General features: G+C 73.0%; 23 protein-coding genes. 8 read left to right on the top strand and 15 right to left on the bottom strand.

All coding sequences use genetic code 11. The features are described 5' to 3' along the window. Position 1 precedes the first annotated feature (1 nt). Positions 2–946, bottom strand: coding sequence for an RNA polymerase subunit sigma-70 (locus tag U8525_RS22535; RefSeq protein WP_374268343.1), 945 nt, complete (start codon positions 944–946; stop codon positions 2–4). Between the two features lie 120 nt (positions 947–1066). Between U8525_RS22535 and U8525_RS22530 the strand changes: the two genes are divergently transcribed. Then, positions 1067–4996 carry a protein kinase gene (locus U8525_RS22530; protein ID WP_374268342.1) on the top strand — a complete coding sequence of 1310 codons (3930 nt, stop codon included), beginning with the start codon at positions 1067–1069 and terminating at the stop codon, positions 4994–4996. A gap of 6 nt (positions 4997–5002) precedes the next feature. On the opposite strand, the gene U8525_RS22525 is transcribed toward U8525_RS22530, so the two are convergent. Beyond that, positions 5003–5521, bottom strand: a complete 519-nt coding sequence (locus U8525_RS22525) for a GNAT family N-acetyltransferase (RefSeq protein ID WP_374268341.1) — start codon at positions 5519–5521, stop codon at positions 5003–5005. A 227-nt stretch (positions 5522–5748) separates the two neighbouring features. Between U8525_RS22525 and U8525_RS22520 the strand changes: the two genes are divergently transcribed. Next, the gene (locus U8525_RS22520; RefSeq protein ID WP_374268340.1) at positions 5749–6045 is read left to right on the top strand and encodes a hypothetical protein; all 297 of its coding nucleotides are present in this window, start codon (positions 5749–5751) and stop codon (positions 6043–6045) included. A gap of 199 nt (positions 6046–6244) precedes the next feature. Here the strand turns inward: U8525_RS22520 and U8525_RS22515 are convergent, their stop codons facing one another. Beyond that, entirely contained in the window at positions 6245–7174 is a 930-nt protein-coding gene (locus U8525_RS22515) for an RluA family pseudouridine synthase (protein WP_374268339.1), read from the bottom strand. Between the two features lie 100 nt (positions 7175–7274). Between U8525_RS22515 and U8525_RS22510 the strand changes: the two genes are divergently transcribed. After that, positions 7275–8510, top strand: a complete 1236-nt coding sequence (locus tag U8525_RS22510; RefSeq protein ID WP_374268338.1) for an MFS transporter — start codon at positions 7275–7277, stop codon at positions 8508–8510. Between the two features lie 3 nt (positions 8511–8513). On the opposite strand, the gene U8525_RS22505 is transcribed toward U8525_RS22510, so the two are convergent. The 10 genes from U8525_RS22505 to U8525_RS22460 all read right to left on the bottom strand — a co-directional run bounded on the left by U8525_RS22505 (position 8514) and on the right by U8525_RS22460 (position 17686). Beyond that, complete coding sequence (locus U8525_RS22505; protein ID WP_374268337.1) at positions 8514–9596, bottom strand: M20/M25/M40 family metallo-hydrolase; 1083 nt, start codon at positions 9594–9596, stop codon at positions 8514–8516. Beyond that, the gene (locus U8525_RS22500; protein WP_374268336.1) at positions 9583–10452 is read right to left on the bottom strand and encodes a [LysW]-aminoadipate kinase; all 870 of its coding nucleotides are present in this window, start codon (positions 10450–10452) and stop codon (positions 9583–9585) included. Before U8525_RS22500 ends, U8525_RS22505 begins: the two co-directional genes overlap by 14 nt. Further along, positions 10449–11225, bottom strand: coding sequence for an SDR family NAD(P)-dependent oxidoreductase (locus U8525_RS22495; RefSeq protein ID WP_374268335.1), 777 nt, complete (start codon positions 11223–11225; stop codon positions 10449–10451). Before U8525_RS22495 ends, U8525_RS22500 begins: the two co-directional genes overlap by 4 nt. A gap of 546 nt (positions 11226–11771) precedes the next feature. After that, on the bottom strand, positions 11772–12767 hold the full coding sequence (locus tag U8525_RS22490) for a sulfotransferase (RefSeq protein ID WP_374268334.1): 996 nt from the start codon (positions 12765–12767) through the stop codon (positions 11772–11774). Continuing rightward, the gene (locus tag U8525_RS22485) at positions 12767–13636 is read right to left on the bottom strand and encodes a family 3 encapsulin nanocompartment shell protein (RefSeq protein WP_374268333.1); all 870 of its coding nucleotides are present in this window, start codon (positions 13634–13636) and stop codon (positions 12767–12769) included. Before U8525_RS22485 ends, U8525_RS22490 begins: the two co-directional genes overlap by 1 nt. A gap of 46 nt (positions 13637–13682) precedes the next feature. Next, on the bottom strand, positions 13683–14726 hold the full coding sequence (argC, locus tag U8525_RS22480) for an N-acetyl-gamma-glutamyl-phosphate reductase (RefSeq protein ID WP_374268332.1): 1044 nt from the start codon (positions 14724–14726) through the stop codon (positions 13683–13685). Continuing rightward, the gene (locus U8525_RS22475) at positions 14723–15586 is read right to left on the bottom strand and encodes a RimK family alpha-L-glutamate ligase (protein WP_374268331.1); all 864 of its coding nucleotides are present in this window, start codon (positions 15584–15586) and stop codon (positions 14723–14725) included. The genes argC and U8525_RS22475 overlap by 4 nt, the downstream gene beginning before the upstream one ends. A gap of 9 nt (positions 15587–15595) precedes the next feature. Continuing rightward, positions 15596–15799 (bottom strand): lysine biosynthesis protein LysW, encoded by a 204-nt coding sequence (lysW, locus tag U8525_RS22470; protein ID WP_374268330.1) that lies wholly within the window; start codon positions 15797–15799, stop codon positions 15596–15598. Position 15800: 1 nt separating this feature from the next. After that, positions 15801–16838 carry a transketolase family protein gene (locus U8525_RS22465; protein ID WP_374268329.1) on the bottom strand — a complete coding sequence of 346 codons (1038 nt, stop codon included), beginning with the start codon at positions 16836–16838 and terminating at the stop codon, positions 15801–15803. Beyond that, positions 16835–17686 (bottom strand): thiamine pyrophosphate-dependent enzyme, encoded by an 852-nt coding sequence (locus U8525_RS22460; protein WP_374268328.1) that lies wholly within the window; start codon positions 17684–17686, stop codon positions 16835–16837. Before U8525_RS22460 ends, U8525_RS22465 begins: the two co-directional genes overlap by 4 nt. Positions 17687–18049: 363 nt before the next feature. Here U8525_RS22460 and U8525_RS22455 point away from each other — a divergent pair, with 363 nt between their 5' ends. The 4 genes from U8525_RS22455 (at position 18050) to U8525_RS22440 (ending at position 21626) form a co-directional block, all read left to right on the top strand. Continuing rightward, positions 18050–19636: an AMP-binding protein gene (locus U8525_RS22455; RefSeq protein ID WP_374268327.1), complete on the top strand. Its 1587-nt coding sequence runs from the start codon at positions 18050–18052 to the stop codon at positions 19634–19636. A gap of 201 nt (positions 19637–19837) precedes the next feature. Beyond that, the gene (locus U8525_RS22450) at positions 19838–20098 is read left to right on the top strand and encodes a phosphopantetheine-binding protein (protein ID WP_374268326.1); all 261 of its coding nucleotides are present in this window, start codon (positions 19838–19840) and stop codon (positions 20096–20098) included. A gap of 94 nt (positions 20099–20192) precedes the next feature. Further along, positions 20193–20801, top strand: coding sequence for a 2,3-diphosphoglycerate-dependent phosphoglycerate mutase (locus U8525_RS22445; protein WP_374268325.1), 609 nt, complete (start codon positions 20193–20195; stop codon positions 20799–20801). Between the two features lie 120 nt (positions 20802–20921). Continuing rightward, positions 20922–21626, top strand: coding sequence for a DUF4476 domain-containing protein (locus tag U8525_RS22440; RefSeq protein ID WP_374268324.1), 705 nt, complete (start codon positions 20922–20924; stop codon positions 21624–21626). 10 nt (positions 21627–21636) lie between these two features. Here U8525_RS22440 and U8525_RS22435 read toward each other — a convergent pair whose 3' ends face one another. Beyond that, positions 21637–22179 (bottom strand): hypothetical protein, encoded by a 543-nt coding sequence (locus U8525_RS22435; protein WP_374268323.1) that lies wholly within the window; start codon positions 22177–22179, stop codon positions 21637–21639. Between the two features lie 129 nt (positions 22180–22308). Here U8525_RS22435 and U8525_RS22430 point away from each other — a divergent pair, with 129 nt between their 5' ends. Further along, a complete protein-coding gene (locus U8525_RS22430; RefSeq protein WP_374268322.1) occupies positions 22309–23748 on the top strand; it encodes a chondroitinase-B domain-containing protein in 1440 nt (479 codons plus the stop codon). A gap of 54 nt (positions 23749–23802) precedes the next feature. Here U8525_RS22430 and U8525_RS22425 read toward each other — a convergent pair whose 3' ends face one another. After that, complete coding sequence (locus U8525_RS22425; RefSeq protein ID WP_374268321.1) at positions 23803–24198, bottom strand: hypothetical protein; 396 nt, start codon at positions 24196–24198, stop codon at positions 23803–23805. Positions 24199–24223: the final 25 nt, after the last annotated feature.

Below are 24223 nucleotides of genomic sequence, written 5' to 3'. Positions count from 1 at the left end.
CTCAGCCCTCCGACGGGGGCTCGCGCCGCTCGCCGAGCAGCTGGCTCAAGGTCAGGTCGAGCTGGCTGTCCACGAAGGCGATGAAGCTCTGGAAGTCCTCCGTGGAGAGGCCCAGCTGCTCCTGGAGGCGGCGCCGGGTCTCCGTGTAGACCTGCTGCTGCACCCGCTTCAGCCAGCGGGAGATGGTGGACTGGTTGACGCGGAAGAGCGGCGCCATCTCATACGTGGAGAGCCGGTCGGCGAAGTGGAGGCGGAGCAGATGGCGATCCTCGGCCGACAGCGCGGCGGCGGCGGCCCCCACGGCCTGGCGGAAGGCCGCGTGGTGGCGGCGCTTCATCACGTCCAGCTCCGGGTCCAACCCCTGCGCGGGCAGCGCCTTGAACAGCTCCTCCGCGTCGTCCTCCGAGGAGGGCTGCTCCTGGCCCCGCAGCTTGTTCGCGATGCGGCTGGCGATGACCACCACCCAGCTCAAGAGGCCGCCGCGCCCCGTGTAGTCCGCGATGGCCGGCGCGTGGCCGGTGTTCGCGACCAGGAGCTTCACGCCCACCCGCTGGCGGACCTCGTCGATCATCGCGTCGGGCTGGCGGAGGCTCCGCAGCCGCTCCGGCAGCCGGGCCAGGTAGTGGCGCTCCAGGGCCTCGTGCGCGGCGGCGCTGCCGTGGAGACAGGCGCACGCCAGGTACAGCTCCGGCAGGGACAGGCCGGAGACGAGCGGCGCGAGGGGCGCGGTGGGGCTCGCTGGCGGGAGCCGCTCCGCGACGTGGGTCACGAAGCGCTCGGCGGAGAGCGTGACGCTGGGCCAGCGCGCCTGCGCGTCCTCCCAGGCGCGCGTCAGCAGGGCGTCGAGCGCGGCGAGCTCCTCCGGCGAGGGGGGCACGAAGCGCGTCTTCGCGTGCGCGAGGAAGGTCGCGGCCAGTGCGGGCACCTGGGACATGCGCAAGGCCATAGCATGACGCGCTCCGAGCCGCCCTCCAGGCGCGCCTCGCGCAGGGTGTGGGGCACCGCGTCCGCGCGTGTCATTGAACGCCGCGCGCCGCGTGGCCTAGCGTGAGGGGCGGAACCTTCCGTGAGCGCGCCTGCTTCCAGCTGCCTGACCGACGAGGTCCTGGTCGAGCTCCTCGAGGACCGGCTCACGGACGAGGCGCTGGCACAGGTGCACCGCCACGCCGCGGGGTGCAACGAGTGCCGCGGCCTGCTGGCCACGCTCACGCCCGGCATCCGGCGCTCGGAGGCGGAGGACCCGGAGCCTCCGGACGCGCGGGAGACGGACCGCCTGCCGCCGCCGGAGCCGGAGCCCTGGGCGCCGCCGCCGTCGTTCGACGCGTTCCGCCTGGAGCGCCCGCTGGGCCGGGGCGGGATGGGCATCGTGTACCTGGCGCACGACACGTCGCTGGACCGGCGCGTGGCGGTGAAGTTCATGGCGACGGCGCGGCCGGATGCGCGCTTCCGCGACCTGTTCACGACCGAGGCCCGGGCGCTCGCGAGGCTCCAGCACGCGAACATCGTCAGCGTGTTCAGCGTGGGCGCGGTGGACGGCCACCCGTACATCGTCTCCGAGTACGTCGTCGGAGAGACGCTCGCGGAGCTGCCCCTGCCGGTGCCGTGGCGCCGGGTGCTGTCCCTGGGCGTGGGCCTGGCGCGGGGGCTGGCGGCGGCGCACCGCCAGGGCGTCCTGCACCGCGACCTCAAGCCCTCCAACGCGCTCGTCACGCGCGAGGGCGAGGTGAAGCTGCTCGACTTCGGGCTCGCCGAGCGCTTCGAGGTGGGCGCGGAGCTGGCGTCCGGCGCACCGCTGCTCGTGGGCACCCTGCCCTACCTGGCGCCGGAGCTGCTCGCCGGAGGCCCCGCGACCGCCCGGAGCGACCTGTACGCGCTGGGCCTCATCCTCCACGAGCTGTGCACGGGCCAGGTGCCCCGCCGCGCGTCGCGGAGGCCCGAGGACACGCCGCCCCGCGCCCCGCTGGGCCCGGAGGTGGACCCCGACTTCGCCGCCCTCATCCTGCGCTGCCTCGCGGTGGAGCCGCAGGAGCGCTTCGCCTCGGCGGAGGCGCTGTGCGAGGCGCTGGAGCACCTGGAGCGCTCCATCGCGCCCGCGCCGCTGGCCGCCGGGAACCCCTACCGGGGCCTGGCGCCGTTCGCCGCCGAGCACCGGGCGCTCTTCTTCGGACGCGAGGGCGACGTCCGCGCGGTGCTGGAGCGCCTGCGCACGCGCCCGCAGGTCCTCGTCGCCGGGGACTCCGGGACGGGCAAGTCCTCGCTCTGCCGCGCGGGGGTGCTGCCTCGGGTGGCGGCCGGCGACCTGGGCGACGGGCGGCAGCCGCACATCGTCACGCTGTGGCCCGGCCATCGCCCGCTCGACGCGCTGGCCGCCGCGCTCGCGCCGGTGCTGGGGCGGAAGGAGGCCGAGCTCGTCACCGCCCTCACGGACACGCCCGCGTGGCTGGGGCAGGCGCTGCGCGAGGCGCATGGCCGGGGACGGGGGCTGCTGCTCTTCATCGATCAGTTGGAGGAGCTGCTCACCCTCTCCGACCCCGGCCAGGCCGCGCAAGTCGCCCGCGTGCTGGGGGAGCTGGCCCTGCCGTCGCCGGGGGTGCGCGTGCTGCTGGCCGTGCGCGGCGACTTCCTCACGCGCCTGTGCGCGCTGCCAGGGCTGGGAGAGGAGGCGGAGCGCGCGCTCTACATCCTCCGGCCGCTGTCGCCCGAGGGCGTGCGCGAGGCCATCATCGGCCCGGCCCGCGCGCGGGGCGTGGCCTTCGAGTCACCGGAGCTGGTGCAGACGCTGGTCGCCTCCACGGCGCATGGCGTGGGCAGCCTCCCGCTCCTCCAGTTCGCGCTCGCGGAGCTGTGGGAGCGCCGGGACGCGGCCCGGGGCCGTATCACGCGCGCGGCGCTGGACGCGATGGGGGGCGTGGCCGGCGCGCTGTCCCGGCATGCGGACGGCGTGCTCGCGCGCATGCGCCCGGCGGAGCACGCGGCGGCGCGGCGGCTGCTCATCCAGCTGGTGACCGCGGAGGGCACGCGCATCGAGCGTGGCGCGGAGGACCTCGCGGACGCGTCGGATGAGGTCTCGCGCGGGGCGCTGCGCATGCTCGTCGAGGGCCGGCTGCTGCACACGCGCACGGTGAACGGCCTGCCGCGCTGGGAGATCGCCCACGAGTCGCTCATCTCGAGCTGGGGCACGCTGCGCGACTGGCTGGACGACGACATCGGGCACCGCGTGCTGCGCAAGCGCGTGGAGGCGGCCAGCGCGGAGTGGGACCGGCTGCGCCGCGCCAGCGAAGCGCTCTGGGGGCAGCGCCAGCTGGACGAGGTGCGGCTCCTGGACCCCGCCACGCTGGGCACCCGGGAGCAGGCCTTCCTGAGCGCGTCCCACCGCGCCGTGCGCCGCGCGCGCTGGGGCCGGGGGCTCACCGCGCTCGTGCTCGCGCTCGCAGTGCTCGCGTCCTATGGCGGCCTGAAGCTCCAGGCGTACCTGGAGGACTCGCGCATCATCGCCGCGGAGCTGGGCACCGCGCGGGAGGCGCTGGCCTCCGGGCGCACGCTGACCGCGAGGGCGCTCACGAGCCGCGCGGAGTCCCTGGCGATGTTCGACGGGCGGGCGCCGTCCTCGCTGGGCCCGGAGACCGCGACGGACGCCACGGGCCTGCGCGGCGCCGCGGAGGAGCGCTGGACGGAGACGCTCGCCCTGCGCGACCAGGCGGAGGCGGCCTTCACCCGCGCCAGCCGGAGCCTGGAGCGCGGCCTGGACCGGGACCGCCACCACCCCGACACGCGCCGGCTCATCGCGGAGGTCCTGTCCGAGCGCGTCCTCCTCGCGGAGGCCTTCCACCAGCGCCACGAGCGCGACGCGTGGCTCCAGCGCCTGGAGCAGGAGGTGGACGCCGCGAAGGAGGGCGAGGCCTCCCTGCGGCGCCTCCGGGAGCCCGCGGAGCTGACGTTCGAGAGCACGCCCCCGGGGGCCCACGTGGCCATCGCGCGCGTCATCCGGAGCGACGGCCCGTTCCGGAGCGAAGCCCTCCCGGACACGGGGGCCTCTCGCTTCGTCCTCCCGGAGGGCTCCTACCTGCTCCACGTCACGCAGCCGGGGCGCGTGCCCGTGGATGTCCCGGTGTTCCTCACGCACGGCGCCCGTGAGGCCCTGCGGCTCACGCTGCCCACGCAGGTGCCCGACGGGTACGTCTACGTCCCGCCGGGCTGCTTCCTCCTGGGCAGCGCGGAGCCGGAGGTGGTGCGCCGCTTCACCTTCAGCCCGCCCATGCACCGCGCCTGCCTCACCGGCGGCTTCCTGGTGGGCCGCGACGAGGTGACGTTCGGCGACTGGCTGGCCTACCTGGAGGACCTGCCGCCGGACGCGCCCGCGAGGCGCATCCTCGAACAGCCGCACTTCGGCGACGGGGGCGCCCTCACGCTGCGGTGGCGGCAGGGCACGGGCTGGGTCTTCACCTTCCACCGCTCCCGCGAGGAGTTCCGCACCGCGAAGGAAGGTGAGCCCCTGCTCTACGCGGAGCGCACGCGGCACGCGAGCGTCGACTGGAGGCGGCTGCCGCTGTCCGGCGTCTCCGCCCAGGACCTGGAGGGCTACTTCTACTGGCTCCACCGGACGAAGCGGCTGCCGGGAGCGCGCCTGTGCGGCCAGCATGAATGGGAGTACGCGGCCCGGGGCGCGGATGGCCGCCGCTATCCGCACGGCGACCAGCTCCAGCCGGACGACGCCAACATCGACGCGACGTATGACCGGCGGCCGCTGGCCTTCGGGCCGGACGCGGTGGGGACGCACCCCGCGTCGGTGAGCCCCTTCGGCCTGCGGGACATGGCGGGCAACGCCTACGAGCTCACGCGCTCCGTGACGCCGGAGTTCGGCAGCGTCGTGCTGAGGGGCGGCTCCTGGTACTACGACTCCTTCGTCGCGGCGAGCGCCGACCTCTCCCCCGGCGACGCGACCGCGCGCGACGTCCGCAGCGGCGTGCGCGTCTGCGCGTCGTTTGAGCCGCGCTGAGCGCGCTCAGCCAACCACATACACGCGGTTCGGGATGCCGTCCTCGAGGATGTGGCGGTCCACGCGCATCCCGAGCCGCTCCGCGACGCGGATGGACGCGGTGTTCTCCGGGTGGATGATGGCCACCGGGGGCACCCGCGGCAGGTGCCGGGCCGCCAGCGCCAGCGCGACGCGGGACACCTCCGTCGCGTAGCCGGAGCCCCAGGTCTCGGGCGCGAAGCGGTAGGCCAAGTTGAGCACGCGCTGGCCCTCCAGCTCCTTGTGGCGCAGGCCGCCCAGGCCCACGACGACGCCGGGCGCCTCCAGCCGCTCCACCAGCCAGTAGCCCACGCCCTCGCGCGCCCAGTCCTCCAGCCAGAGGCCCATGATCCGCCGCGCATCCTCCAGCGTCTGCATGTAGCCACGGCGGCTGAACCGGTTCGTCGCCGGCTCCGAATGGAGGGCGAAGACCGCGTCCAGGTCGCTCTCGCGAACCGCGCGGAGCAGCAGCCGGTCGGTGGTCCGGCGTTCGAAGTGCTGGCGCATGCCGGGCAGCTTACGTGAGCCAGTCCCAGTCGGTGTCTTGCAGGTCGCGGGCTGACCCCATGCGCCGTGCTCCTCCAGGCGGCCCGGCCCACACGGGCTCCCCGAGCGTACCCCGTGGGGCGCCCGTGCCGCCGACCGCACGCCAGCCGTGCGGCCGTGCACGAACGCACGCCTCCCCCTGCCGTCCCGCGCGGCCGGCCCCACCTTGAGGCTGGAGGTGGTGCGAGATGGCGGATCGGATCCTGGAGCAGCAGCACGACCATGAGCGCGAGCAGGAGCGCAAGCGGCTGCGCGAGCAGGAGCAGAAGGACCTGGAGGTGGAGTCACGCCGCGGCGCCCGCCCCCTGGAGGGCTATGCGGGAGGCCACACCACCTGGACGGCGGACCAGGACGACGATGCCGCCGCCCGCGTCCACGCCGGTGACGCCCAGGCCTCCTGGGAGGCCAGTGAGCGGCAGGCCCGGCTGGAGCCGCCCGAACCTGAGGCCGAGGCTGAAGACGACTCGGGCTTCCGCCGCGATTAGCCACGCCCGGCGCGAGGCCACGTCCCCGAGGCGCCGCACCCGCTTCCGCGGCGGGGTCGGGGTCCGCCTCGGGGGACGAGGCCGCCGGGAGCCGCCGGGCTCGTCGAGGCGCCACAGCCCACGAGCCACAGCGCCGCCACCAGCGCCACACCGCCCCACCGCTTCATCCGCGATTGCATGTTCCCCTCTTCCCCAAACCCTAGCATGTGCCTCCACGCAGCACCGTGAGCGCCCGGAGGAAGTCCTCCGGCGGCGACGACTCCACCTGGACGACGCGCCCCGTCGCGGAGGACGACACCTCCAGCCGCCACGCGTGCAGGGCCTGGCGCCCCACCGCGAGCGCCGCCGGGTGCCCGCGCGCCTCCTCCGTGCCGTAGAGCGAGTCGCCCAGCACCGGAAACCCGGCCTCCGACAGCTGCACGCGGATCTGATGCGTGCGCCCCGTGTCCAGGTCGATGTCCAGCAGCGCGCCCTCGCGGAACCGCTCGCGCACCGTGAACGTCAACGCCGCGCGCCTGGCGGAGGGCACGCGGGTCGTGAAGCGGCGAGGGTCCTTCGGGTCCCTCGCGTAGGGCCCCTCCAGCCGCCCCGTGTCCGGCGGGCGGCCCAGCACCAGCGTCTGGTAGCGCTTGTCCACGCGCTTCTCCTGGAACGCCTTCAGGAGCGCCGCCGCCGCGTCATCCGTCCGGGCCAAGGCCAGACATCCGCTCGTCTCGCGGTCCAGCCGGTGCACCACGCCCGGCTGGGCCACGCCCTCCACGTCGAACGGAGGGCACCGCGCCGCGAGCAGCCCCACCACCGACGCCGCCCTTCCCTCCGGCTCCACCACCAGCCCCGGCGGCTTGGCCACGATGACGAGCGCCGCGTCGTCGTACAGCACTGGCAGCGCCGGGCCCTCCCCTGACGCATGCGGCGACGGCCGGGGCTCCGGCGTCTCCAGCGTGAGTTCCTCGCCGCCCCACAGCTTGCGCGTGGCCTGCGCCTTCTTGCCCCGGATGCGCACCCGGCCCGCGTCCAGCAGCGCCCGGGCGCGCTCCGGCGTGAGGCCCGGGACGTGCTTCGTCAGGAACCGGTCGAGCCGCTCGCCGGCAATCTCCCGGGGAACCACGAGAACCTTGGGCCGCGTCATGACCTTCCCCGTCTCTCAAAGGCAGGCAGGGAGTCAACCACCGTGTAGGCGTGCGCCCACCGAGCACGCATCAGGGACGCGCTGTAGAAAGAGCCCCTCCGTGGCCACCTCCCTGCTTTCACGTTCGGCCGCCGTCCGGGCCCTGTCTCACCGCGACTTCACCCTCCTCTGGCTGGGCACGCTCGTGTCCAACATCGGCACGTGGATGGAGTCCGTCGCCCTGGGCGTCTACGTCACGGAGGTGACAGGCCAGGCGGCGTGGACGGGCGGCGTCGCCGCGCTGACGTACCTGCCCTCGCTGGTGCTCGCGCCCCTGGGCGGCGCGCTCGCGGATCGCTTCGACCGGCGCATCTTCATGGCCGTGTGCGTCTGCATGCAGGCGCTGCTGGCCGCGCTGCTCACGGTGCTGGCCGGCACGGGGAACCTGTCGGTGCCGTGGGTGGCGGCCCTCTCGCTGCTCAACGGCGCCTTCAGCACGCTGGTCATCCCCTGCGCCACCGCGCTCACCGTGGCGGTGGTGCCCGCGGAGGACCTGCACAACGCGCTCAGCCTGGACTCGGCGCAGTTCAACCTGGGCCGCGTCATCGGTCCCATGCTGGCCGCCATCGTCCTGACGAAGGTGGGCATCTCCGGGGCGCTCCTCGTCAACACGCTGTCCTTCCTGGCCGTGCTGCTGGCGCTCGCGGGGATGCGCGGGGCGAAGCGCGCCCTGCCCCCGAGGACGGAGGCGCTGTGGGCCGGCATCCTGCGCGGCGTGCGGCTGGCGTGGACGGACCCGGGCATCGCGCTCGCGCTGGGCTCCGGGGCGCTGCTGGGGCTGCTCATCTCGCCCTTCGTGGGCCTGGTGCCGGTGTTCGCCCTGAAGGTGCTGGGCGGGGACGCGACCACCACGTCCCTGCTGCTCACCGCGCAGGGGACGGGCGCGGTCATCGCGGCGTTCGGCTCCGGCCCCCTCCTCGCCCGGATGGGGCGGCGGGCCTTCCTGGAGGCGGCGCTGCTGCTCGTGGGGCTGTGCTCCGCGGCCTACTGGCTGTCCCCCACGCTGCCGGTGGCGCTGGTGACGCTGTTCCTCCTGGGCGCCGTGTACCTCGTCGCCTTCACCGGCCTGAAGACGGTGTGCCAGGCGCGCACGCCGCCGGAATTGCAGGCGCGCGTGAGCAGCCTGTTCCTCCTGCTGGTGAACGCGGGCTACATCCTGGGCGTCTGGGGCCAGGGCGCGCTGTCGGACCACCTGGGCGTGCGCCCCATCACCGCCGGGAGCGCCCTGCTCTTCTTCGGCATCGTGGTGGGGATGCGGACCCTGCGCGCGCGGGGCCTGGCCGCGCTGGGCACCTGAGCGTCAGGCCGCGTCCCCGCGAGCCGCCTTCGCCGGCAGGAGCGCCAGCACGCGGGCGAGCACCGCGACGCCCTCCTCGTACTCCGGCAGGTCGATGTGCTCGTCCGGCGTGTGGTCCAGGGCCGCGTCGCCGGGGCCATAGGCCACGGTGGGCACGCGCCACGCGGAGGCCACGGTGTTCCAGTCGGACGTGCCCGTCTTCAGGCGCAGCGTGGGCTTCACGCCGCGCTCGCGGATGGCCTGCTTGAAGACGCGGGAGAGCGCGTCGTTGCCGTTCGTGGACACGGCGTCCTTCTTCGCCACGGTGCGCACCGTCACGGTGGGCACCGTGGCGAGCGCCGCGAGCAGGGCGTCGGTGTCCGTGGACGGGCCGGTGCGGATGCTCACCGCGGCCGTGGCCCACTCCTCCGTCTCCGTGGCGCCGGTGTGGAAGGCGTTGAGGGAGGGCAGGTTCTGCTCGAAGAGGGACGGCCGCTCCCGGTTCCAGTCGTCGCACAGGCGCCTGAGCGCGCTCCACGCGTCGACGACGTGCTCGGCGGCGGCGCGGTAGTCGCGGCTCGCGGTGTGGCGGCGGCTGGCGCGGTGCTCCAGGTCCAGGCGCAGCAGCCCCTTGTAGCCGAGCGTCACCGCGTGCGCGCCGCTGGGCTCGCCGTTGATGACGAAGTCCGGGGCGTACTGGTCGCGCACGTGCAGGGCGCCGCGCGTGATGGCGACCTCCTCCTCCACGCAGCCCAGCAGGAGGAACTGCTTGCCGGCGCGCTCGGCGTCGTCCAGCAGCTCCACGGCCTCGATGAACGCGCACAGGGGGCCCTTGGCGTCCACCGCGCCCCTGCCGTAGAGCCTCTGTCCCTCCAGCCGCACGGGCACCACGCCGGGCACGGTGTCGATGTGGCCGAGGAACGCGATGACGGTGTCCCCATCGCCATAGCGAGCGACGGCGTTGCCCACGGCGTCGGTGTGCGCCCGCCAGCCGCGAGCCCCCAGCCGCTCCACCAGCGCACGGGAGAAGGACGCCTCCTGGTGGCTGGGGCTGTACTGCTCCACCATCCAGCGCAACAAGCCGGCGCCGGGTTCACGCGTCCGCATTCGCTCCGCCTTGCTCGCGCAGGGTGAACTTCGTGCCGCCCGCCTCCTCCAGGGCGGAGAACACCGGCCGCGCGACGCGAGACGCGCTCACGTAGGCGGTCGGGACTCCGCGTTGCAACGCCCGGCGCACGGCCTCCAGCTTGTAGCGCATGCGTCCGCCCGCGAGCGGCATGCAGCCCTCCACGTCGTCGCTGGCGCGCACCAGCGTGGCGGGGTCCTTCGGATCCGCGAGCAGCCCCGGCACGTTGGAGAGGATGACCAGGGCCTTCGCGCCCAGCGCCGCCGCGATGGACGACGCCACGTGGTCCGCGTCCACGTTCACGAGCACCCCGTCCTCCGTCACCGCGGGAGGACACACGACGGGCACGTAGCCGCCCTCCAGCAGCGTGCCCAGGAGCGCCGCGTTCACCGAGGAGACCTCCCCGGCCAGGTGCTCGCGGTCGATGCGCATCCGGCCATCGGGGCCCTGCAACTTGAGGGGGGGCCGCCTGCGCGCGGTGAGCACGCGCCCGTCCGCGCCGCACAGGCCCAGGGCGGTGACGCCCTTCGCGAGCAGCGCGAGCACCACGGCCTTGTTGACCTCGCCCACCCACGCCATGGTGAGCGCGCGCAGCGTGGGGGCGTAGGTGAGGCGCACGACGTTGCCGCTCGCGGTGGTCGCCTCCGGGCGCTCCAGGCCCAGCGAGCCCAGGAGCCGCTCACCCGCCTCCGAGCCGCCGTTGACGACGACGACGCGCTCACCCTGGCGGACGAGCGCCACGACGTCCGAGCAGACATTCTCCAGGTCCACGCCCGCCGCGCCGCCAATCTTGACGACGACGGGGCAACGGGACGGCGGGGCGGCGTTCGCGCTCATCCGATGACGCTCGCGCCACCGTCCACGAGTTGCACGGTCCCGGTGATGAAGGACGCGCGCTCGCTGGCGAGGAACACCGCCGCGGCGGCGAGCTCCTCCGGGAGCCCCACGCGCTTGAGCGGGATGTGCGCGCCCATGGCACGAAGGCCCGCCTCCATGTCGCCCGAGCGACTGGCGCTGTGTTCCACGGGGGGCGTGCGCATGTAGCCCGGCGCGAGCACGTTGACGGTGATGCCAGCATCGCCCAGTTCCTGCACCAGCGCGGCGGCGAAGCCCACGATGCCCATGCGCGCGAAGCCGGACAGGGCGAAGCGGGCCACCGGACGGTTCACCGTCTCCGAGGTGATGAACAGCAGCCGTCCCCATCCCGCCGCCTTCAGGTGAGGGAGCGCCGCGAGCGCCAGCGAGATGGGAGGCAGGAGCACCGTGTCGGCCGCGCTCCGGTACGCATCCAGGCCGAAGGTGGAGGCCGGCCCGGCAGGTGGGCCGCCGCTGTTGGTGACGACGACGTGCAGCGCGCCCAGCTTCGCCACCACGGCCTCCACCCAGCGGCGCACATCGGCGTCGTCCATCACGTCCACGCGAGTCGTCAGCACGCGGCCACCCCGGGCCACGGACTTGAGCCGGGCCTCCGCCTGGGCCAGCCGGGTCGAGTCCCGAGCGCCGATGGCGACATGAGCCCCCTCCTTCGCCAGTTCCTCCGCGACGGCGAGTCCCAGCCCGCTGGAGCCACCAGCGACGAGCGCGACCTTGTTGGCGAGTCCCAGTTCCATCCGCATCCCTCCAGAAGTTGGAGCACGGCCGAGCCCGACCGAGCCCACCGCACGTCATCGCACCGCGCCTTCACGGGCCGAGGCAGGGGCTCCCGCCCGGGCCCGCCTGACCTCCGAACCGCGAACCGCAGCAGGCCCACCCGGCACGCCATTCCTGGCCAGCCCCACCGCCGACGGATGACGTGTCGCGGCACGCCCCAGGCATGTCCGACCGGCCCCGGCCATCCTTCATCATCCCAGCCACCCCGGAGCGCTCCTCTCCCGCGAATCGCTCATGGTGTCCCCGCCCCCGGTTCTCGAAAACCTGTCCAACCGTCCGACAGGTTTCCGCAGTTCGGACGAACTGGCACTCCACCCAGCCACGGTGCTTCAAGACCTGTCCAACTGTCCGACAGGCATCTGCGGACCTGGCGACACGGCGCCCCTCTGCCACGGAGTTTCTGAGCCTGTCCGACGGTCCGACAGGTTTCCTCGGCGCGCCTCCGGCAGGGGCCCTGCCGCGTTCTCGCATTCTCAGCCATCGGGACGGAGTTCATGTCCGCAGGCTCAGCGACGGGTCCCCGCGCCCGCTGTGCCCGGCGCGGTCTCTCCGACGGGCGCACGCCTCGCGCCATTGAAGTACCCGTACCTCGCCATCAGGGGCCACGCGAGCGCCACGGTGAGCGCCTTCGCTCCGGGTGCCAGCTCTCCCTTCCACGCGTCGTCCTCGCCACGCAGCAGCGTGGGCCCGCTGCGGAAGCGGTCCGGGTTGCCGGTGACGGTGTGGTTCTTGCCCAGCACCACCGTGCGGCCCTTCACCGGGTTCTGCGCGCGCGGCCCCCCCACCAGGTCCAGCACCGCGTCCACGGCGCGGTCCGGCGCGGCGATGAAGTCCTCGTAGCGCAGGAAGAGCGATTGAGCGGGGAACCTCCGCGTCACCTCCTCGGACGCCGCGTTGAACCCCAGCCAGTACGCCGTGCTGCGCGCGGCGGACATGGGGACGACGTACTGCTTCGTCTTCGTCCACGAGTGCGTCACCGCGCGAGGGTCACGCACCAGGTGCAGATACAGCGGCCGGATCCCCTCCACGCGCGGCAGCAGCGCCGCCTCGGAGGGGAACTTCCCGCTGTCCACCAGCACCGTGCTCCCCGTGGCCCGCGCGATGGCGCGGTACGTGCGAGCGAGGAAGTCCGCGTGCGCCTGGAGCGCCTGCGAGTCCCCCGCCTCGTCCAGCACCCGCAACGTGTGCCGCGTGCGCACGGCGGCCCGCTGACGGCGGACCACGGCGTCCGCGTGCGCTCGCGGCGTCAGGCCCGCCGGCACATCGCCGGTCAGCACCGTGTTCCAGATGCCGCACTCCAGCAACTGCTGCCCGCAGCCACACAGCGTGTTGGAGCCGTTCCCGTACGCGTTCCTCCACAGGAAGCTCAGCTCCCCCACGTGGAAGAAGCCCGGCACCTCGTTGAGGACGTTGCCCAGGATGGTGCTGCCGCTGCGGCACCAGCCGGTGATGTAGAGGACCGTGAGCGACGCGCCCTCGCCCTTCGCGCTCGCCGGGGCCATCAGGTCAGCGACGCCACGAAGAAGTGGGTGGGCAGGTGCACCGCGAGCGTCGTGTAGACCTCGCCGTAGGCCGCCAGGCCCTCGCGCGGGAAGATGCCCGGAGGCGGCTCCGCGAACCGGATGACCGAGCGCTGGCTGTCATACAGCGTCGCCGCCGCGGTGAAGTCCCCCACGATGATGGTGCCCGGGTTCACCATCCGCGTGCGGCACAGGCGGATGCCCATGGCCGCCAGGTCCGACAGCAGGGACTGCTGGCCTACCAGGTGCTCGTAGAAGTCCAGCGAGTTGATGACGATGCCGTCCGCGGACCCGCCCATCTGCTCCACCTGCGCGCAGGCGTTGAGCAGCGAGGCCACCGCGTTCTTCTTCGCCGGCAGCCGCACGATGCCCGGCGTGTGCAAGAGGCCCCGCACGCCGTCCCCGCCCTTGCCCATGCACAGCGCCTGGTTCTCCGCCGTGTTCAGCCGCACCAGCAGCCGGAAGTCGATGAACTGCGCCAGCGCCTGCGTGTCCTCCAGCAGGTTGCGCGGCACCTGGATCCACGCGCGCGTGGGCTTGAGCGCCTGCGTGTCCTGGTGGAACTCGAACCCCGCCTCCGGCCGCAGCTCCAGGTCCTGCACCGGCCCGGTGGGCTTCGTCTGGGGGTGCGTCTCGTACCAGAAGGGCACCGGGTCGCGCTCCGCCCTGGCCGTCTTGAACATGCCGCGCACCGCGATGCGCGGACGGCGCTTGAAGCCAGGGAACGCATCCACGATGGACGTGTCGTAGTCCACGTGCGCCTGCGTGCCGTGCTGCCGGACCGCGGCCGCGAACGCCGCGCCCGGGGACAGCGACGCGTCCGCCTTCGATTTCGTGCTCGGGCTGCTCATGGCGTGAGGCTCCTCGGGAGTCAAAAAGCGCGGGTCGGACCGCGGTCTAGAGCGGATGCAGGCCCCGGAAGCCCAGCCCCTCCGTCTCCGGGCGGCCCAGCATCAGGTTCAGCGCATGCACCGCCGTACCGGCGGCGCCCTTCACCAGGTTGTCGATGGCCGCGTTCACCACGATGCGGCCCCGCTCCGCGTCCACGTCCACCGACATGTCACAGTGGTTCGTGCCCAGGAGCGGCCCGGGCTCCGGGAACGGCGACAGGGACGCGCTGGGCCGCAAGAGCCGCACGAAGGGCCTCTCGCGGTAGCGCGTGGCGATGGCGCGCACCACCTCCGCCTCCTCCACCGGCCGCGCCGCGAAGGCGTGCACCGTCGCCAGGATGCCGCGCACGCCCGGCACCGCCGTGGCGCTGAAGTGGATGGTGGGCTGCTGTCCGGTGACGCGCGCCACCACGCCCTCCAGCTCCCCCGTGTGCCGGTGGCCCACCGGCTTGTAGCAGCGCAGCGCGTTCGCGCGCTCCGGGTGATGCGACGCGCGGTCCGGCGTGGAGCCTCCCCCGGACGAGCCCGTCTTCGCGTCCACCACCAGCACCTCCGGACGCGCGAGCCCCGCGTGCAGCAGCGGCAGCAGCGCCAGCAGGCCCGCGTGCGCCATGCAGCCGGGGATCGCCACGTGGCGCGCGTTCGTCAGCGCGTCGCCCATCCACTCCGGCAGCCCGTAGACGAAGGCGGGCACGTCGTCCGGACGCGGGTGCTTGCCGTACCAGCGCGCGTGCCCCGCGGCGTCCAGGCGGAAGTCCGCGCTCAGGTCCACCACCCGCTCCGCCAGCCGGGACACCTTCGGCCAGCGCTGGAGCAGCTCGCCCTGCGGCAGGCAGCTCACCAGCACGTCGCAGGGCTCCAGCGCGTCGTGCGGCGTGTAGCGCAGCGCCCCCACTCCGCGCAGGTGCGGGTGCGGGAAGTCCAGGCGCTTGCCGGCGAACTGGCCGGACGTGGCCTGCACCACCTCCACGGCCGGGTGCGCGAGGAGCAGGCGCAGCACCTCGCCACCGGTGTAGCCCGCGGCCCCCAGCACCGCCACGCGCACGCTCATCTCCGGGCCCCCGCGCCGCCGCCCGCGCCGGACACGACGTACTCCGCGATGAGGTCCGGCAGCGGGACGCCCGTCGCGTCGAGGCTGCGCGCGAACTCCACGCAGTGGTTGACCTCGTTGACGTAGATGTCGCCGCCGCGCGTCTCCAGCAGGTCCACCGCCACCATGTCCCCACCCACCGCCTCGGCCGCGGCCTCCGCCAGCTTCGCGTGCACCACCGGCACCTCGTAGCGCTCCGGCACGGCGCCGCGCGCGGTGTTGGTGACCCAGTGCTCGGAGCGCCGCCTCAAGCCGCCCACCGCCCGGCCGATGACGTAGACGCGCAAATCATAGCCCGGCTTGTCCACGTACTCCTGCACCAGCGCCACGTGGTCCTGCGCGCCGCCCGTGCCGAAGCGCGTGGACAGCACCCCTTCCGCCGCGGTGCGCGAGTCCAGCCGGGCCACCATCCGGCCCCAGCTGCCCAGGACGGGCTTGGTCACCACCGGGTAGCCCTTCTTCTCGATCGCCTCCAGGCACGCGTCCTCGTCGAAGGCCACGAGCGTCCACGGCATGGGCACGCCCTTCGCGGCCAGCGCGGCGCTGGTGAGCGCCTTGTCCCCGCACAGGGAGATGGTCCGCGCGCTGTTGAGCACGCGCAGCCCCTTCATCTCCAGGAACGTGGCCAGGTAGCGCGCGCGCGTGAAGGACATGCTGCGCATCAACACGGTGTCGGCCCCGGTGACGCGCTGCCGGTCCATGGACAGCACCATCCCGGAGTCCTGCACCAGGTTGACGGCGCAGTCGCGCCTGCGCAGCGCCTCGAGGAGGAGCTTCTCCTCGGTGCGCACGCGCGTATAGACGAGGTCGACCTTGCGCATGGCGCGGGGCTACTCCCCCCAGTCTTCCTCGACCTCGGGTGCCTCCTCGAGCCGCAGCGGGTTGAGGCCCACCACCTCCAGCTCGGCGGAACAGCCGTCACAGGAGAGGACCTCGCCCACCATCCGGTTGCCGCCCGGCACCGGCTGCGCGCACAGCGGGCACTGCTCCGCCGGCACGGACTGCGTCATCGGGTTCGGGTTCTGGACCTGCATGTCAGTCCCTCCTCGTTGTGGATTCCACGGCGAACACGGGGGGCCTTGGGAGCGCGCCCAGGACGCGCTCGGCCACCTGCCCGCCCTCCAGCCCATGTCCCCTGAGCAGCGCCTCGTGCGAGCCGGCGCGCGAGTCGTACCGGTCCTGCAGGCCCACGCGCAGCACGCGCCGCTGGAGGTCCAGCGTGCACACCGTCTCGCTCACCGCGCTGCCCAGCCCGCCCAATACGTTGTGCTCCTCCACCGTCACCAGGAGCCGCGTGCGCGAAGCCGTCTCGCGCACCGCCTCCTCGTCCAGCGGCTTGAGCGTGTGCACGTTGAGCACGCGCGCGGAGACGCCCCGTGCCTCCAGCAGCCTCGCGGCGTCCAGCGCCACGGACACGCCCACCTCGCCGTGCGCCAGCAAGCCCACGTCGTCGCCCTCGCGCAGGAGCGCGGCGCGGCCCAGCTCGAAGGGCGGGCGCGGCACGTCCAGCCGGGTGACGCGGTTGCGGCCCAGCCGCAGGTACACCGGCCCGTCGTGCTGGAGCATGGCGCGCGTGGCCTGCACCGTCTCCAGGCCGTCCGCGGGCGACACCACGGTGAGGTTGGGCATGGCGCGCAGCACGGCCAGGTCCTCGATGGCGTGGTGCGTGGGGCCGAAGAAGGCACCGGACACGCCGCCGTAGTCGCACACCAGCTTCACGTTGGCGCGCGCATAGGCCAGGTTCAGCCGCACCTGCTCGCACGCGCGCATCACGCCGAACGCCGCGAAGCTGTGCGCGATGACGGTGTGCCCGCCGTGCGCCAGGCCACACGCCACGTCCAGCATGGTGGCCTCGCAGATGCCCAGGTTGAAGTAGCGCTGGGGGTGGCGCGCCTCGAACGGATCGCCCCCGCCGCCCAGGTCCGCCTCCAGGAAGACGACGCGCGCGTCCTCCTCCGCGAACCGCGCCGCCGCGTGCCGGAACACCAGCCGGCTGGACAGCGCCGGGTGCGCGGCGAGCCACGCCTCCGGCGCCTGCGCCAGGTCCACCGCCATGGCGAGCGACGCGCTCACCAAGCGTCCTCCCCCAGCGACGCGAGCGCCCGGCGCAGGTGCTCCGGCGAGAACACCGCGTAGTGCGGCCCCCTGCCCTTGAGCATCGGCACGCCCGCGCCCTTGCGCGTCCGGGCGACGATGGCGCGGGGACGGCCACCCGCCACGGGCGCCTCCAGCGCGGCGACGAGCGCGGGCAGGTCGTGCCCGTCCACCTCCAGCGACTGGAAGCCGAACGCGTCCAGCCGCCGCACCAGCGCCTCCTGCGACAGGATGGCTTCGGTGGGCCCGTCGTTCTGCCCGCCGTTGCGGTCGATGATCAGCGTCAGGCCCGTGAGCTGGCGGTGCGACGCCACCTGGAGCGCCTCCCAGTTGGAGCCCTCGCCCATCTCCCCGTCGCCGCAGACGACGAAGGTGCGGTGGGGCTCGCCGCGCAGCGCGTGGGACAGCGTCAGCCCCACGCCCAGCCCCAGCCCGTGGCCCAGGCTGCCGGTGGCGAACTCCACGCCCGGCACCGCCGCGTTCACGTGTCCGGTGAAGATGCTGCCGTCCGCGTTGTACTCGCGCACCAGCGTCTCCACGTCCACGAAGCCGAACTCCGCCAGCGCCGCGTAGAGCCCCGCCGCCGCGTGCCCCTTGGACAGGATGAGGTGGTCGCGCTCGGGCGCCTTCGGCGCGCGCGGATCCACGCGCATCACCCGGCCCAGCAGCGCCACCAGGATCTCCACCATCGACAGCGAGCCGCCCAGGTGACAGCCGGACGGCGTCGCCGCCAGCCGCACGATGGTCCGGCGGATCCGCCTCGCCCGGCCCGGCAGGAGCGCCAGCCCCGCGTCCGCGGGCGCCTCCCCCACACGGGCAGGCGCCACCAGACCGCGGGAGCCCGTGGGTTCATCTGGCGCCCGCGCCTCGCGCGACAGCCCGGGGGTCGTTGAGTTCGCCGAGAAAGTCATGCCCGTAGCGTCGCTGTCACAGCCAAGGAATCCGGCTGTTGTGAGACACCCTAGGAAATCGCATCATGCGGCGTCAACGCGGATTTTCTTAAGATATAGACCTACGAGAAAAAACCGTCTTACCCGGCAATCTCGCGGTGTTACAGGCGCGGCGCGCCCGGCATTCCCTGGCATCGCCCGCTCGGAGGAGACCTTCGCATGGGGCAGCGTTTCCATCACGCAGCGGCAGTGGAGAAGGGGTCCGAGTACCGGCGAAGGGGTTGGTGGCGTGACACCACGGTGGTTGACGATCTGCGTCGCTGCGTCCAGGCGCACCCGGACAAGCCCGCGATCATCGCCGCGCGGTACTTCTCCAAGGACATCACGCGGCTGAGCTACGCGGAGCTGGCGCGCTACATGGAACGGTTCGCGCTGGGCCTGCGCGACCTGGGCGTGGGGCGCGAGGACATCGTCGCGGTGCAGCTGCCCAACGGGTGGCACTTCACGGCGCTGGCGCTGGCGTGCGCGCGGCTGGGGGCGGTCATCGCGCCCATTCCGCCGGACTACCGGCGGCGCGAGGTGGAGTTCATCCTGGGGCGCACGGAGGCGTCCGTGTACGTGGGGCCCACGTCGTGGACGGGGCACTCGCACCGGGACATGGCGCGCGACATCGCGGCGGTGCTGCCGTCGCTGCGCCACCGCGTGCTGCTGGGCGACAACAGCGACCTCCAGGCGGGCGAGCGGGACTTCGAGCGCCACTTCATCGAGCGCGAGTGGGAGCGGGAGGCGTCACTGGAGGGCGTGGCGCCCGCGGCCGCGGATGACGTGTGCAACATCCTCTACACGTCCGGCACCACGGGGGAGCCCAAGGGCGTGGTGCACTCCCACAACACGAACTACGGCATCACGCGCGCGCTCTGCGACACGCTGGGCATCGACGGGACGGACGTGGTGGCGCTGCCGTCGCTGCTGACGGCGTCCACGGGGTTCACGTATTCGTACCTGATGCCCATCCTGCTGGGGGCCACGGCCGTCTACATGGACGTGGGCGACCCGGAGCTGACGCTCAAGCTCTTCGAGGAGCACCGTGTCACGTTCACCTACGGCATCCCCACGTACCTGATGAACCTCATCGCGTTGCAGCGCAAGCGCCAGCGCGACACCTCCTCGCTCCGGCAGCTGGCCACGGGCTCCATCCCGGTGCCGCCGCACCTCATCGCGGCGGTGCGCGAGGTGTTCGGCGTGCGGCTGCACACGCTGTGGGGCATGACGGAGAACGGCGCGGTCACCATCACCCGGCACGAGGATCCGCCGGACTGGCCCAGCCAGAGTGACGGGCGGGCGGTGGCGTGGATGGAGACGAAGATCGTCCCCGCGCTCGCGGAGGACGGCACGCCGTATCCGGACGGGACGGGGCGGCTGCTGGTGCGCGGCGCCAGCCAGTGCCTCACCTACTTCAAGCGCGACGACGTGTACGCCGCGGCGGTGGACGCGGAGGGCTGGTTCGACACGGGCGACCTGGCGCGCGACGACGGGCGGGGCGGCATCCGCATCGTGGGGCGGCTGAAGGACGTCATCTTCCGGTACGGGTACAAGATCCCCGTGGTGGAGGTGGAGTCCACGCTCTACTCACACCCGAAGGTGAAGGAGGTCGCCGTCGTCGCGCACTCGGACGACAAGATCGGCGGCGAGCGGGTGTGCGCCGTCGTCGTGGTTCGCGAGGGCGAGGCCCCGCCCACGCTCAACGAGCTGCGCGACCACCTCAAGCAGCAGGGCATGTCCAACCAGTACTGGCCGGACCGGCTGGAGCTCATCGACGAGATGCCCAAGACGGCCACCGGCAAGGTGCGCAAGTACCTGCTGCGGGAGCGGTTGAAGCCCGCCTGAGCGGGCGGGAGGCGCCGAAGTCCCCGGCGGCCGCTCAGGCCCCGCTCGCGGGCTCCATGACTCCCGAGCCCGCCAGGGAAGCCCGGCCCCCGGGGCAGGGCGAGGCCCCCTTCCTGTCCTGGCGCGGTCCTTCTTGACGCGGTAGTTCTATTTTTTCTCAATTTACAGCCATTCCAGCGCCCCACCCGGAGGAACCGCACCATGAGCACACCGAGCGCAGGCCCCTCGCCCATGGAGGCGCGGCTGGCCGGGTACTGGCAGGAGCTGCTGGGCGTGGACTCGGTGCGGCCGGAGGACCACTTCCTGGAGGTGGGGGGCAACTCGCTCCTGGCCACCCTGCTGGCCAACCGCATCGAGGACGACCTGGGCCTGCAGGTGGGCATGGTGGACCTGTTCAACACGCTGAGCGCGGTGGCGGCCGTCTGCGAGCGCCTCCAGTCGGAGGCCCAGGCCGCCGGGTGACGCTCGCGGCGCGTGGCCGCAAGACGACGGGCCGGGCGGGTGGACGGGGCTTGCCTCTTTTCCCCCTGCCCCTGGTTGGGCTAGCAGGAGGGCCATGCCCATCCTCGCCCTCGTCCGTCATGGTCAGTCCCTGTGGAACCACGAGAACCGCTTCACCGGCTTCGTGGACGTGCCCCTCACCGAGCAGGGCCGCGCCGAAGCCCGCAAGGCCGCCGAGGCCCTCCAGGGCCTGAAGTTCGACGTCGCCTACACCTCCGCCCTCAGCCGCGCGCAAGAGACGCTCGCCATCCTGCTGGACACGCTGGGCCAGCGCCCGCCCGTCATCCGCGACGCGGCCCTCAACGAGCGCCACTACGGCGACCTGCAGGGCCTCAACAAGGCGGACGCCGCCAGGGAGTTCGGCGAGAAGCAGGTCCACATCTGGCGCCGCTCCTATGACGTGCCGCCCCCCAACGGCGAGTCCCTGGAGATGACCGCGAAGCGCGTGCTGCCCTTCTTCGACCGCGCCATCGCGGGCGACCTGCGCCAGGGCAAGAACGTGCTCGTCGTGGCGCACGGCAACTCCAACCGCTCGCTGGTGATGCGCCTGGACAAGCTGTCCGGCGAGACCGTGGTGGGCCTGGAGCTCGCCACGGGCGTGCCGCTCGTCTACGAGATCGGCGCCGACGGCCAGGTCGTCTCCAAGCGTGGCGCGACGCCCTGACGCCTCGCGGCGCATGGCCGCCCGGGGCCTTCTGGCGGCGTGCATCGCGGGGGGCTTGAATGGGCGGCGCCTCGTCCCGTCAGATGGGACGAAGCACGAACACCTCCAAGGATGCACACCATGAAGGCCCTGACCCTCGCCGTCGTCCTGCTCTCCTCCGCCGCCTCGCTGGCCCAGACGGCACCGCGCGCCGGGGAATCCGTCAATGTCAACAGCGCCGCGGAGTTCAGCCGCGCCCCGCCCCCGGGCCACGGCACGCCGCCCCGCCCGATGCCCCAGCCGCTCCCGCACCCGCCGCCGGGGCGCGACCAGGCCGTCATCGACCGCGACCAGGTGGAGCGCCGCATCGACCGGCTGGAGAGCGCGCTGCGCGACGCGATGTCCCGCACGAAGGACGCCAAGGGCCGCGAGAGCATCCGCGTCGCCATGGAGGAGCTGGACAAGCTGGGCAAGTACGTGGCCGACGCCGCGCCGTACGGCGCGGGCATCCCGGTCCCGCAGCCGATGCCGCCCCCGCCGCCGGTGGTGCGGCCCATCTCGGACACGCAGTTCCGCAACATCACCCAGGCGATGGTGCGCGAGTCCTTCCCGCGCGAGAAGCTGCGCATCCTGTCGCAGGTGGCGCCGAACGAGAACTTCCTCGTGGCTCACGTCCTGACGGTGCTGGGGCAGTTCTCCTTCTCCAATGACAAGCTGGAGGTGGTGCGCCTGATGCGGCCCACGCTGCTGGATCCGCAGAACGGCTACCAGCTGTACCAGGCCTTCCCCTTCTCCAACGACAAGGAGAAGCTCCAGGCCATCCTCGACAGCGGCGGGCGCTACTAGCCCTCCGGTGTCACCGGCGGAGCGCGGACCAGATGGTCCGCGCCTCCGGCGAGTCCACGTCCGCGTGGACGCTGGCCACCACCCGTCCTTCCGCGTCCAGCGCCAGGACGTAGGGGGTGTCGCTGGGGGCGAGGTCCAGCGCCTGGGCCATGCCGCCGTTCTTGTCCAGCCAGGTGTCCCGCCAGTAGGCCCGGGGCACCTGGTTCTTCGCCTTGCCCCGCACGGTGCCCTCGCTGACGAAGAACGGCAGCTTGAGGGTGATGAGCGACTGGCGGTGCACCGAGTCCGCGAGGTGCTGGTCCGCCGCGTCGAACCAGCCGCGCATGCGGTCGCCCGCGTCCTTGTCCGTGATGATGACCATCAGCGTGGGGCACCCCTTCAGCTCATGGCTCTGGTGAGGGCCTGACGTCAGGTCGCGCGCGGAGAAGGCCGGCAGGGGCTGTCCCCGCTCGGGCAGCGCGAACGCGCCCGGGGCCATGAGCAGCCCTCCGGCCAGCGCTGGCACCCCGAGCCTGGAGCGTCCCCACCACGAGTCCTGGGTCTGGCGAGCCATGCGACGACAGGTGCTCACGCGAACGCCCAGCCTCTAGTGCCCGGAATCCCTGCGCACGCCAGGCTGCCTGCACCGGGCGGGGATCCGCTAGCGTCGCGAGCCCCCACCTCCTCATCCGGGAGTCTCCCCTTGCGAACCGTTTCCCTCGCCCTGCTCCTCCTGCCCCTGACGGGCGGCGCGGCCGTGAAGAGCATCTCCACCGTGGCGGACCTCCAGAGCGCGCTCGCGTCCGCGAAGGCCGGGGACGAGCTCGTCCTGGAGGACGGCACGTACACCGTGAACGCGAACCTGAGCTGCGCGGCGGAGGGCACCCAGGCCCAGCCCATCACGGTGCGCGCGAAGAACCGCCACGCGGCCGTCGTGCGCTTCAACGCGCAGGAGGGCTTCAAGGTGTCCGGCCGATACTGGACCTTCGACGGGCTCACGGTGGAGGGCATCTGCTCCAGCGACGAGGCCTGCGAGCACGCCTTCCACGTCACCGGCCACGCGGAGAACTTCGTCCTGCGCAACAGCCGCGTGCGCGACTTCAACGCGCAGCTCAAGGTGAACGCGTCGAAGAACGCCAGCGGCGTCTGGGAGATGCCGCACCGGGGCCTCATCGAGGGCAACGAAATCTACGACACGCACGCGCGCGCGACCTCCACGCCCGTCACCAAGCTGAACATCGACACGGGCGACGACTGGGTGGTCCGCGACAACGCGCTGCACGACTTCGCCAAGCAGGGCGGCATCTCCTACGGCGCCTTCATGAAGAGCGGCGGCAAGCGGGGCCTCTTCGAGCGCAACCGCGTCCTGTGCGTGAAGGACCAGCCCGCGGGGGACACGCGCATCGGCCTGTCGTTTGGCGGAGGCGGGACCGGGAACGAGTACTGCGCGCCGGCCTTCGACCCCACCGTGCCGTGCTCGCCGGAGCACTCGGACGGCGTCATCCGCAACAACATCGTGGCCAACTGCTCGGACGTCGCGGTGTACCTGAACAAGGCCGCGAACACGCGCGTGCTGTTCAACACGTTCATCGGCACGGCGGGCGTGGACTACCGCTACGCCGCGTCCACCGGAGAGGCCACGGGCAACGTGCTGACCGGCGTCATCCACAACCGCGACAGCGCCACCGGCACGCAGGGCGCGAACCGCTCGAACGTGGACACCAGCACCTTCGCGTCCTGGTACGTGGCGCCGCTCAAGGGAGACCTGACGCTCAAGGGCGATGTGTCATCGCTCATCGGCGCGGCCCCGCGGAGCACGCTGGCGCCGGAGGACTTCTGCGCTCGCCCCCGCCCCGCCTCGGCCACGCTGGGCGCCCTGGAGCACTCGCTGGGAGACTGCCCCGCGAGCACGGGCGGCGGCACGGACGCGGGCACCGGAGGAGCCACGGACGCGGGCACCAGCGTGGACGCGGGCACCGGCGCGGACGCGGGCACGGGGCTGCCTCCGGACGCGGGCTCGGGCCCGGAGCCTGAGGCCCCGGACGACGACGAGGACAGCGGGTGCAGCGCGAGCCCGGGCCTGCTGCCCGCGCTCCTCGCGCTGCTCACGCCCCTGGCCCTGCGCCGCCGCGCCCGTCGCTAGCGAGCGGCCCTGGCGAGGCGGCTGGACCTCCCGGCCGCTTCGCCGCACACGCGCTCAGAACGCGGTGGAGACGAACAGGCCCGGGCGGATGGCCAGGACGCCGCCCACCACGAGCGCCAGCGACACCAGCGTGCCCACCAGCGGCAGCACGTAGCCGGGCGGCGTGCGCCGGCGGTTCGCGGACAGGGGGCCCTGGATGGCGCCCACCGCGAGGATCATCATCACGATGTGCCCGATGAGCGCCGGGTAGTACCCGCGCGTCACCAGCACGCCAATGCCCACCAGCACCTGGAGTTGCAGGAAGCCGGAGTAGGACGCGCCGAGGATGCGCCCCACCTTGTCGAACGGGCGCTTCGTGGCGACCGCGAACGCGAAGAACGCGAGCGCGATGACACCGGACAACAGCACCAGGTAGCGAAGACCCGAGTGGAGATGGAAGAAGAAGGTCATGGGCGCGAGGGTTTAGCACCCGCCG

The sequence above is a fragment of the Corallococcus sp. RDP092CA genome, from assembly GCF_041903675.1.
GTDB lineage: Bacteria > Myxococcota > Myxococcia > Myxococcales > Myxococcaceae > Corallococcus.
The sequence above is the reverse complement of the archived record's forward strand: the minus strand, read 5'-3'. Positions and strand labels throughout refer to the sequence as shown.